Genomic DNA, 11,180 nt, shown 5'->3' on the forward strand with positions numbered 1-11,180 from the left:
TCTCCTACTCTGCGGTTACGTTAGAGAGTTCAGCGACTTGCTCAACAGCAATCACCGAATCACCATCACGCACAAACCCTTGGCCTACTGTGATGATATCGACGCGTTGACCTAGCCCCGTGAGCCACACTCCATCTTGTTCGGCCTTTACTAGCTGAATGCCTACAAACTTCACCGTTGGTGAGTCATCGACTGAAACCAAGGTTTTGACCCCTAGGTTACCCGCCTCATCCAATGCTAGCATCGCCGGTGTTATCTTTATTGCATCTCTTGTTTCTAGGTTGAGTTTAACTTCGGCACTGACACCTGCTGGTAATAGGCCTTTAGAGTTATCGATTTCTATCTCGATTGGGAAGGTATTAGTAGCAACAGAAGAGATACGAGAAACATAGCGTAAACGGCCTTCCGCTTCTTCTCGCCCTAACAAACGAACCAAAGCAGATTGATTGACTAGCAAATGTTGGATATGACGCTCACTGACATCGGCCTCAATAACCAAAGGATCGAGGTCAATCACGCCAGCAACAGGATCGCCAACACCAACAAAGTCACCAAGTTCGACCATCAAATCTTGAACCACACCTGAAAAAGGCGAAGTAATGACAGTATTCTTTAAAGCCAATTCCGCATTGCGCATCATAGCTTTTGCTTCTGTTAATGAAGCCTCTGCTGTGGTGTAGGCGATTTCGCCTTGCAGCCCTCTTTTCTTCAGTGACTGCGCCGCTTTGAACTCTTTCTGCTTCAAGCGATATAACGCCGAGGCTCGCTCTAGTTGAATCTCTAAATCACCTTTATCTATCTGAGCAATGGCTTGTCCAACTTTAACCGCATCGCCCTTAACAACGTTCAATCTAACAACCTTGCCCGCAACTTCAGCCCCCAAACGAGCATGCCTATCGGGCGCCGTTCTTCCATAGAGATCAATCGTTTTAAAGGTCGGTGATGAAGTAAATGTTTGAAAGGAGACCTTAGCCAACGGAATTTCTGTCGCCTTTTTTTCAGGTGACTCTTCTGCTTGCCCTACGCCTAAACCAAGCCAAATCGACAACAGTACAACTAGAATCAGAGAAACCAACCACGGCTGCTTCAGTTTCTGAAAAAGTGGAGAGTTAGAAAATAGAGTGGGCATAGCAAATCCTTTTGTCCGATGTCATTCAGGCGCGCTAGTTGGCTTAATAGCGTGATGTGCAACTTCCTTATGCACAAAGGTAACCTTAACAGACCAATCCTCAACGAAGTTGGACGCTATCGACAGTTTAAAAAATATGCCGTGTACTAAAAATGAGAGGAATGCTTTGAAAAGTAATAAGTTACTAAGTAAAAACAAAAACGCCGAACATAAGTTCGGCGTTTGAAATGTATCTAATACAGCTTTGAGCTCAAGCTATTTTCAACTCATGCTATACGCTGAATGATGCGCCACAACCACATGTTGTTGTAGCGTTCGGGTTGTTCACAAAGAAGCGTGCGCCTTCTAGGCCTTCAGTGTAATCAACCATGCCGCCCATTAGGTATTGTAGGCTCATTGGATCAACAACCAGCGTTACACCGCTGTTTACAATCGTAGTGTCGCCATCATTTACTTTTTCATCAAATGTGAAGCCGTATTGGAAGCCACTACAACCACCACCTGTAATGTATACACGTAGTTTTAGTTCTGGGTTTTCTTCTTCAGCAATTAGCGTTTGTACGCGGGTAGCTGCTGCATCAGAAAAAGACAATGGGATATTTACTTCGCTCACGACAACCTCTCTTACCTGTGTCAAAAACAACATGATACAAATCTAATTCGAGACCATAGTTGTTGAGTATTTTCTTATATTCTGATGATTATCTAATACCTGACTGAAACGTTCAAGTATTCACCACCGGATCGGTCCTTTTACTGCTGTAAACTCGCTAATATCTAACAATTAAAACGTGTAACCACACAAAACAACCAGATTCGGGTGATTATCTGGGCGAAAGCATTCCTACTTGGATTGTGGATAGGTACAATGCGTGCCAATTGGTCCGACAGTCAAAAGAGGATATATCAATGACCAAATCAGCAGAGCTATACGAAAAAGCACAGCAAACTATTCCTGGTGGCGTAAACTCTCCAGTTCGTGCATTCAATGGCGTAGGTGGTTCTCCAATCTTCGTTGAACGCGCTGACGGCCCACTTATTTTTGATGCTGATGGTAAAGCGTATATCGACTACGTTGGCTCTTGGGGTCCAATGATCCTTGGTCACAACCACGCTGTTATTCGTGATGCTGTGATTGCAGCAGCTCAACGCGGCCTTAGCTTCGGTGCTCCAACCGAAACTGAAATCAAAATGGCTGAACTTGTATCTGAGATGGTTCCATCGATGGAACAGCTACGTATGGTGAGCTCAGGTACAGAAGCAACAATGAGTGCGATTCGTCTAGCTCGTGGTTTCACTGGTCGTGACAAAATTCTTAAGTTTGAAGGCTGCTACCACGGCCACGCAGACAGCCTACTTGTAAAAGCAGGTTCTGGTGCACTGACTTTAGGTCAACCAAGCTCTCCTGGCGTACCAGCTGATTTTGCGAAACTAACACTAACAGCAACCTTCAATAATCTAGATTCAGTTCGTGAAATCTTCGCAGCAAACAAAGGCGAGATCGCTTGTATCATCGTAGAGCCAGTAGCGGGCAACATGAACTGTATCCCTCCTGTCGAAGGCTTCCACGAAGGTCTACGTGAAATCTGTGACCAAGAAGGTGCATTGCTAATCTTTGATGAAGTAATGACAGGTTTCCGCGTTGCTGAAGGTTGTGCTCAGGCTTACTACAACATCAAGCCTGACCTAACGTGTCTTGGTAAAGTGATTGGCGGCGGCATGCCAGTGGGTGCTTTCGGTGGCCGTAAAGATGTGATGCAATACATCGCACCAACGGGCCCAGTTTACCAAGCAGGAACGCTTTCAGGTAACCCTGTGGCAATGGCTGCTGGCTACGCATGTTTGAACCTTCTACGAGAAGAAGGCAACGAAAAGCGTCTAGCTTCAAAAACTAAGCAGTTGGCAAAAGGCTTCAAGCAACTTGCTGACAAGCACGGCATCCCAATGCTAGTTCATCAAGTGGGCGGTATGTTTGGTTTCTTCTTCACAGACCAAGAAACAGTAACCTGCTACGAAGATGTAACTAAGTGTGATGTAGAACGCTTCAAGCGCTTCTTCCACCTAATGCTGAATCACGGTGTTTACCTTGCACCTTCAGCATTCGAAGCAAGCTTTACTTCTCTTGCTCATGGTTCAAAAGAACTTGATGCAACACTAGAAGCTGCTGACCGCTCTCTTGCGATCATTGCTGCTGAAAGCAAATAATCGAAAGCACTTTATAAGTCGCTAACCGATTGAATTTAGGGCTGCATTAAATGCAGCCCTTTTTTATGGTTCATCGCGGATTAGCGGGAACTAAAAACAAAAACGGTAGTAAGTGATATGGTTTAGTCGCCAAACAAAAATCATACACAAACTACCGTTTTCATGCCGAATCATACTTTCCTATCTTCATTCTGGGAAGGCTTTCAAATAGTAAAGTCTCACCAGACAGCATCACTTATTACCCTGACTCTTAAACCTAACTCTGAGGCTAAGTGCCTTTGTGGTCTCGAGGCCGAGGCTATTCATGAGTATCAATGGCGTCATGTAAAAGAGGCCATGTTGCTCGGTGTTCCTGTTGAACTTTCCGTTCAAACACGAAGAATCAAGTGTCGTGACTGCGGCATAAAAACAGAGTCTCTATCTTGGCTAGAGCCTTATGCTCGCATCACGAAGCGCTTAAAAAGTTATATAGAACAACTGCTGCCTCTTCTTCCCATTAAGCATATCTCCCAGTTAACAAGCGTACATTGGCACACCATTAAAGAGATAGATAAACGCCGACTTCGCCAAGTGGTACCGTCAGTGAAATGGGAGGGGCTAAGGCAACTCGTCATGGATGAGTTCGCTATCTTTAAAGGACATCGGTATGCCACGGTCATCGCTGACGCTAAGACTCACCAAGTTATTTGGATAGGGTTAGGCCGTAGCCGCAAGGACATACGACCGTTCTTCGAGCTGTTAGGCAAGCATGGCAATAATATCGAAGCGGTCGCGATGGACATGAATACGGCTTTTGACCTTGAAGTTCAAGCGCATTGCCCGAACGCAAAAATCGTTTACGACTTATTCCATGTTGTCGCTAAGTTCGGTCGTGAGGTCATGGATAGAGTCAGAGTCGACCAAGCCAACAAGCTCAAGCAAGATAAAAAAGCGAGGCAATGGGTCAAGCGCTCACGCTGGGTGTTGTTGAAAAATAGAGGCAACTTAAATCCACGGCAAGACAGCTATCTTACAGAAATATTGAATATCAATAAGGACTTAATGACCACTTATATACTCGGGGCACAGCTCAAAGAGCTTTGGTATTTTGAATCAGAAGCACATGCTAAAGGGCTCTGGGAGGCGTGGTGGGCACAAGTACAAGAGAGTGGAATTAAGCCATTGAAAGAGTTCGCACGAAAACTGAGTCCTTATCTTCACGGTATTATCGCATCGGCAAGTTATCCGCTAAACACCTGCACCCTAGAAGGGATAAACAACAAGATAAAGCTAATCAAGCGAATGGGGTATGGGTATCGAGATACCGACTACTTCTTCTTGAAGATAAAAGCGGCTTTCCCCGGAAAGCCGCGATGAACCTTTTTTATATATCGCGCTCACCAGCCACAAATATGACAGCTTATTTAGCCGTCGACTAAGGCTAAAGCTGAACCAAAAGCATTAACGTTCCCAGAAAAGGAAAACCAACAACATCAAGGTACCAAGGAACATTCTGAACCAAGGGATCTCTTTTTTTGTTTGCTGTTCTTCGTCTTGGCATTTCTTATCTTTATTACAGCATCCCATTATCAAAACTCCTCATTGCTAACTCTCTGTTTTGCAGCCATTATAAACTCAGAACGCAAATATAGAGACCATTACCGTGTCAGAAAAACTCAAAATCAATTCCAGCCACTGGGTGATCATCATTGCCCTACTCGCGGCGGCTTATGCTTGTTACTTGCTTATCGAGCCATACGTTAACTCTATCGTGATGGCCTTTATCATTTCACTATTGATGTTCCCAATCCATGAGTGGCTTGAAAAAAAGCTCCCGAATAAAGAAAACATCGTCTCTCTGCTGTCTTGTATCATACTGACCTTCATTATTGTTATCCCTTTATTGGCAGTATTCGCAGCAATTGTTCAGCAAGGTTCTCTGTTCTCTCAGAATACTTACCAATGGGTGACCCACGGTGGCATTCAGACTCTGTTTGCTCATCCGTTAGTGGTCAAAGCGCTGTCATTTGTGAATAACTACCTGCCTTTCGACAACATTGAGCCCCAAGCCATCGCACAAAAAGTCGGTGAGTTTGCGACCAGCTTTGGTTCTAAGCTAGTTGGTATCAGTGCCAAAATCTTAGGTGACGCAACCAATTTCTTGATGGATTTCTTCTTGATGCTGTTCGTTTTGTTCTTCTTATTAAGAGATCATGACAAAATCATCAGTGTGGTTCGTCATATTCTGCCGCTGTCTCGTAGCCAAGAAGACAAACTTCTAACAGAGATAGAACAAGTATCTAAATCAGCAGTAATGGGCTCATTCTTAACCGCAATAGCGCAAGGTTTTGCCGGCGGTTTAGGTATGTGGATTGCCGGTTTCCCAGGTCTATTTTGGGGTACTATGATGGGCTTTGCCTCTTTCATCCCAGTTGTGGGTACCGCATTAATCTGGATTCCAGCAGCAACCTACTTGTTCCTAACTGGTGATACCACGTGGGCGATTTTCCTAACGGTTTACTGTGTAGCGATTGTTGGTTCAATTGATAACCTTCTGCGTCCGCTGCTAATGCAAGGCAGTGCAGGCATGAATACCCTGATGATCTTCTTCTCACTATTGGGTGGTATTCAACTGTTTGGCCTAATTGGTCTTATCTACGGACCATTGATTTTTGCGATTACCATTGTCCTATTCAACATCTACGATGAAGAGTTTAAGGACTTTTTAAACCAGCAAGACAAGAGTTAACGAACTTGACGTCAACTTGATTGGCGAACCCGTATTAAACACTTCAAGCTTTGGGCGGATTATGCGAAAATCCGCCCTCATTTTTTGCTAACGATTCAACAGAGTGTCCTATGTCAGCTTATATTGCACCAAGCCAGATTGCTCAACGCCAACTCGCCTACTTTGAAGGCAAACATGTTTTAGTTGCCGGTGAGGCAGAAGACTTGTTCCCTGTTGAGTTAGCGAAGCATTGTGAATCTGTCTCTGTGTTTACTTCTAATTACAGCTACTACCGTCAATTAGAAGGCTACAACACCATCCAACGTTTTTATGGTGCGGAGTTTACCGAAGAGACTAAAGCCGACTTAGTGATGTTGTACTGGCCAAAAGCCAAAGCGGAAGCGGAATTTTTGTTGGCGATGCTATTTGCCAAGCTAGGCAAAGATACCGAGATCGTCGTGGTTGGTGAAAACCGTTCAGGCGTGAAAAGCATCGAGAAGATGTTTGCTCCTTACGGCAAAGTTGTTAAATACGATTCAGCGCGTCGTTGCTCTTTCTACTGGGGTCAATGCTTCGAGCAACCACAAGCGTTCAACCTGCAAGACTGGTTTAAGACCTACACGGTTAACATTGGTGAGCAATCACTTACGGTAAAAAGCCTTCCTGGCGTCTTCAGTCACGGTCAATTCGATGTCGGTAGCCAACTTCTGTTGGATACTCTGCCAAAACTAAAAGGCAAGGTACTGGATTTTGGCTGTGGTGCAGGCGTATTGGGCGCGGTGATGGCATCTCGTAACCCAGATATCGAGCTAGAAATGTGCGACATCAGTGCATTTGCCGTGGCATCAAGCCAAGCAACGCTAGAAGCGAATGGTTTAACGGGTAAAGTCTTCGCATCCGATGTCTATTCTGATACTGCAGAAGACTATCAGTTCATCATCAGTAACCCACCATTCCATTCAGGTTTAGACACTAGCTACAGCGCGACTGAGACCTTACTTTCTCAGGCTCCTAAGCATTTGAAGCGTTCTGGTGAGATGATTATTGTTGCGAATAGTTTCTTAAAATACATTCCAATTATTGAACAAGCGTTTGGAAAATGCGCGACTCTAAATAAGACCACTAAATTCGCGATCTATCACGCAAACAAATAACCTCTCTAGCACAGCGCAGGGTCATTATCTGCGCTGTCTGTTCATATTTTTGTCAAAACTCTATAAAAATGAGCTTTTGCACACGCTTTAAATACCACTTACTTGTCAAAGTAAAAAAACTCGTTAATTTCGTTAAATTGGAACCCGTTAATTCTATTCTCTGTACTTGTTTTCGCCCCTTTTAGCAGTACATCAAAGGAAAGTAGTACCCAATTTATGTTTAGATTCTATCGTAAGCAGAAGTTTAAGCGCCTTCAAAATACCCTAATGCTGGCATTTCTTGTCCTCAGTATTACCCCTGTGACACTTATCGCGATATTTTTCCTCCAATCGCACAGTCAGGATCTCCAGGAACAAAGCACCTCACACCTTGTTTCGGTTCGTGATACTAAGCAGCAGCAAATTGTCGATTACCTACAAGCTCAAGAATCCCAAGTGATGGGCTTTGTTCGCTCAGAATTGGCCAATGCCAGTGGCGGGCGATTTTATGGTTTGATCAATGCATTTCAACGATTGGGGTTAGATATTGACGAGGCACGCAGTAATGCACAGCAGCGCTATATTCAAGGCTCTGGCGATCAAATCAAAACGTCGATCCTCCCTGAATCCAGCAGCTTTATTGGCAGCGAGCGTTATCGCCTGCTCCACAAGCGCTACCATAATGCTTACCTAGAACTGCTTAAACGCTCTGATTTTGACGATATTCTCTTAGTTGATATCAACGGTAACGTCGCTTATTCCGTCTTTAAAAATGACGATTACGGCACCAATCTGCTGACAGGAAAATACAAGGATTCCAACCTAGGTATTACCTTTCAACGACTAGCCAAAGACGTAACCGACCGACGTAAATCTAACGAAGATTACACGCCGGTTATCGTGTCTGATTTTAAAGACGAAAACGGCAAGCAGACCGCATGGCTAGGCGCACCTATCGTTCAACAAGGCTACCTGCACAGTTACGCGATGTTTAGGCTACCAATCAACGGCATTACTAAGTTGATTGCGGATCTCAACAAGAGTTCGAACATTCAAACGCTGCTTGTGGGTGATGATCACCTGCCGCGTAGCCTTGCCCATTCACAAGAATCAATCAATTTGAGCCTAGACGTTGTCGATAAAGCATTGGCTGGTGAAACGGCGGTTGGCACCTTCGACAACACCCTAGATCAAGCTATCATCGCAGCATATACGCCAATTGAGCTGAAATACGCAACATGGGCTTTAGTGGTTGAACTACCAGAGAAAGAGGCGTTTGCCCGTATTCATCAGTTAGAAAAGATCTTCGTGATCGTGATGCTAACGGCGATCATTCTCGTAGTCGTTGCATCGCACTATCTGTCTAACTTCATCACATCCCCACTGCTTAAACTGACTTGGGCAGCTGAAAAAGTATCGGCGGGTGATCTTGATGAAACCATGATCAATACCGAGCGCAAAGATGAGATCGGCCGTCTTGCGGTGAGCTTCGAAAGAATGCAGCGCTCTATTCGTGAAAAAATGCAGCTCATCAAAAGCCAAAACGATGAACTTGAGGACAACCTTAAGACCATTCAAAAGCAAAACGAAGAGTTGCAACTGGCCAACAAACTTAAAGATGAGTTCTTAGCGACTACTTCACACGAATTGAGAACACCACTGCATGGCATGGTGGGTATTGCTGAAGCGCTGATATCTGGAGCAAACGGCCCTATTCCGGCTAATCAGAAGTATCAGTTGGATATCATCATCAATAGTGGCCAAAGATTGGCAACACTGGTTGATGACCTGCTTGATTACCACAAGATGCGCTATGGCAGCTTAGATATTAAGAAATCAGCCGTTGATTTATCTGCAGCCACCAGCTTGGTCCTAGAGTTGTCTCATCACTTATTGGGCAATAAACCAATCCGTATCATCAACCAAGTCCCAAGTGATTTAGGTCTCGTTTCATCGGATCCTCAACGACTTGAGCAAGTGATGTATAACTTGGTCGGCAATGCTATCAAGTACACCTCAGAAGGTAAGATTGTTATCTCTGCCAGCGTTATCGACGACAACATTCGTGTACAAGTAGTCGATACTGGCCAAGGTATACCGGCCGAGTACCTTGAGCACATCTTTGAGCCATTGATTCAAGCTGGCCAAGATGCGAGTAACTACCGCCAAGGTGCAGGGCTTGGATTATCGATCAGTCGTCAGCTCATCGAGTTAATGGGCGGTTCACTGTACGTAAGTAGTCAACCAATGCTTGGCACTACGTTTAGCTTTACCCTGCCCCTAGCGACTCAAGGTGAGCTGGACAGTTACAACGAATCCGGTCATTACTCGCACTTCCAAGCGCCGGATTTAATTGATAACAGCCAACAAGAAAACAGCGTTATCAGTGAGAATCCAGATGGCCCGTTACTGGTTATCGCCGATGATGAGCCGGTTAACCTGCGAGTATTAGACAGCTTCTTGAAATTAGAAGGCTATCGAGTACGTACTGCATGTGATGGCCCTGAAACCATTGAACTGATTGAAAAAGAGAAGCCAGAGCTACTTCTACTCGACATCATGATGCCAGGAATGAGCGGCTATCAGGTTTGTGAAGCACTGAGAAAGCAATACGATCATGCTCAATTGCCAATCATCATGCTAACGGCACTCAACCAAGCAGAAGACCGTGTTCGAGGTTTCGAAGCGGGTGCCAATGACTATTTATCTAAACCGTTCAACAAACAAGAACTGGCGGCTCGAATCACAGCGCATCTTTCAGCAAGTAAAGCCGAACAGAGACGCCTTGAAAACGACCAACTGCAACTCGAGCTCAAACATAGAGCGATGGTTGAAGCTAACTTGTTAGAAACTCAAGGGCGCTTATTAGAACAGCTCGAATCGGCTCCTGAAGCCATCATCTGTATTCGTGATGACCAACGCATTCGCTTTGCTAACGAAGCCGCAGCTAAGCTATTCAGACGCGGACAGGAACAACTCAAACGCTCAATGGCCGACGAGATCATTGCGCCTAAATACCTTAAAGTGGAACAAGCCCACTACTGCGGTGACATTGATATCTATATAGACGACACACGTCAACGCATACCGAGTGACATCCTTAAGCTACCTGAAGGCTCAGGGCTCGACACCATGTACATCTTCAATGTCGGTGGTGGCGTTAACTCCAACCGAATCAATAACCTTGAAACGGCGGTTGAGGCTCTTTCTAGTTATGCCTTTGAAGGCGACAAAGATAAGTTACAGCAGCTTAAAGAGCTTGGCGGAGAATTTACTCGTCTTGCTGACAAGGCAACCGGTGAAGGTAAAAACAAGCAAGAGTTAATGCGTGAGGTACTGGTCGATGCGATGACGAATGCCATCATCTACTGGGAATCAGTGACTGGTGAAACCAAGTTCGCTTTCGCCGAGAAGAGTGGCTTGTGGCGCGTCTACTTAGACCGCAGTACGCTGCAAACTCGAACGCTAGACAAATACCTACGCGTCGAAACCCTACCGAAAACGCCTCGCTGGCGAACGGTACTGAGCTCAATCGAATTCATACTGGAACACTGTAAAGAACAGACACCAGAGAGAACCCATATTGAGATGCTAAGAGATAAACTGCAGAAACTACTGACCAGTTAATCCCTGAACCAACATCACGATACTTTGAATAATGGAGCCCACCTAGCGTGGGCTTTTTTGTACGCCTAATAATCACAAAAAGTAGAATCCCAACGTTTGCAACACACTTTTTTTACGCCTTTAAACAAGGGAGGATTCACGCTAATTACGCACAGTGCGTGCTCGTAACCGTCAGTACTTTTCGTTCTATTCTCAATCATATCTGACCGTTATCTGACTCTTTGTTGCAGTTTGAGAAGCGAGTCACAACAGAACGGCAGATTTAATTTTCTAGGGAAATTTAACGTAAAACTGGCAAGTGACCGAGATCTACAATTATACCAACGTAGGGTAAAGCATTATAATAAAAAGCCTTTAAAGTTAGTGACTACTTACAATT

Annotated in this window: 7 protein-coding genes; 5 read left to right on the forward strand and 2 right to left on the reverse strand. The window is 44.8% G+C overall.

Going from position 1 to position 11,180, the window contains the following annotated elements; translation table 11 throughout:
• Nucleotides 1-4 precede the first annotated feature (4 nt).
• Both BCU07_RS10365 and erpA read right to left on the reverse strand, forming a co-directional pair.
• The gene (locus BCU07_RS10365) at nucleotides 5-1,129 is read right to left on the reverse strand and encodes an efflux RND transporter periplasmic adaptor subunit (RefSeq protein WP_102428942.1); all 1,125 of its coding nucleotides are present in this window, start codon (nucleotides 1,127-1,129) and stop codon (nucleotides 5-7) included.
• A gap of 271 nt (nucleotides 1,130-1,400) precedes the next feature.
• Entirely contained in the window at nucleotides 1,401-1,742 is a 342-nt protein-coding gene (erpA, locus tag BCU07_RS10370) for an iron-sulfur cluster insertion protein ErpA (protein ID WP_004734539.1), read from the reverse strand.
• A 296-nt stretch (nucleotides 1,743-2,038) separates the two neighbouring features.
• On the opposite strand from erpA, the gene hemL reads away from it, so the two are divergent.
• From hemL to BCU07_RS10395, 5 genes are all read left to right on the forward strand, one after another.
• On the forward strand, nucleotides 2,039-3,334 hold the full coding sequence (gene hemL, locus BCU07_RS10375; RefSeq protein WP_102428943.1) for a glutamate-1-semialdehyde 2,1-aminomutase: 1,296 nt from the start codon (nucleotides 2,039-2,041) through the stop codon (nucleotides 3,332-3,334).
• A 162-nt stretch (nucleotides 3,335-3,496) separates the two neighbouring features.
• Nucleotides 3,497-4,690, forward strand: a complete 1,194-nt coding sequence (locus BCU07_RS10380) for an ISL3 family transposase (protein ID WP_413286133.1) — start codon at nucleotides 3,497-3,499, stop codon at nucleotides 4,688-4,690.
• Between the two features lie 286 nt (nucleotides 4,691-4,976).
• Entirely contained in the window at nucleotides 4,977-6,062 is a 1,086-nt protein-coding gene (locus BCU07_RS10385) for an AI-2E family transporter (protein WP_017059406.1), read from the forward strand.
• A 110-nt stretch (nucleotides 6,063-6,172) separates the two neighbouring features.
• Nucleotides 6,173-7,195, forward strand: a complete 1,023-nt coding sequence (gene rsmC, locus BCU07_RS10390) for a 16S rRNA (guanine(1207)-N(2))-methyltransferase RsmC (protein WP_017066801.1) — start codon at nucleotides 6,173-6,175, stop codon at nucleotides 7,193-7,195.
• A gap of 216 nt (nucleotides 7,196-7,411) precedes the next feature.
• Nucleotides 7,412-10,801 carry a response regulator gene (locus BCU07_RS10395; RefSeq protein ID WP_017059408.1) on the forward strand — a complete coding sequence of 1,130 codons (3,390 nt, stop codon included), beginning with the start codon at nucleotides 7,412-7,414 and terminating at the stop codon, nucleotides 10,799-10,801.
• Nucleotides 10,802-11,180: the final 379 nt, after the last annotated feature.

It is taken from the genome of Vibrio sp. 10N.261.54.E10 (assembly GCF_002877735.2).
Taxonomy (GTDB): Bacteria; Pseudomonadota; Gammaproteobacteria; order Enterobacterales; family Vibrionaceae; genus Vibrio; species Vibrio crassostreae_C.

Excerpts from the sequence above, each read along its gene's own strand:
- BCU07_RS10380 (WP_413286133.1), top strand. The coding sequence starts at position 3,497 with ATGCCGAATCATACTTTCCTATCTTCATTCTGGGAAGGCTTTCAAATA.
- BCU07_RS10365 (WP_102428942.1), bottom strand. The coding sequence starts at position 1,129 with ATGCCCACTCTATTTTCTAACTCTCCACTTTTTCAGAAACTGAAGCAG.
- BCU07_RS10395 (WP_017059408.1), top strand. The coding sequence starts at position 7,412 with ATGTTTAGATTCTATCGTAAGCAGAAGTTTAAGCGCCTTCAAAATACC.
- rsmC (WP_017066801.1), top strand. The coding sequence starts at position 6,173 with ATGTCAGCTTATATTGCACCAAGCCAGATTGCTCAACGCCAACTCGCC.
- hemL (WP_102428943.1), top strand. The coding sequence starts at position 2,039 with ATGACCAAATCAGCAGAGCTATACGAAAAAGCACAGCAAACTATTCCT.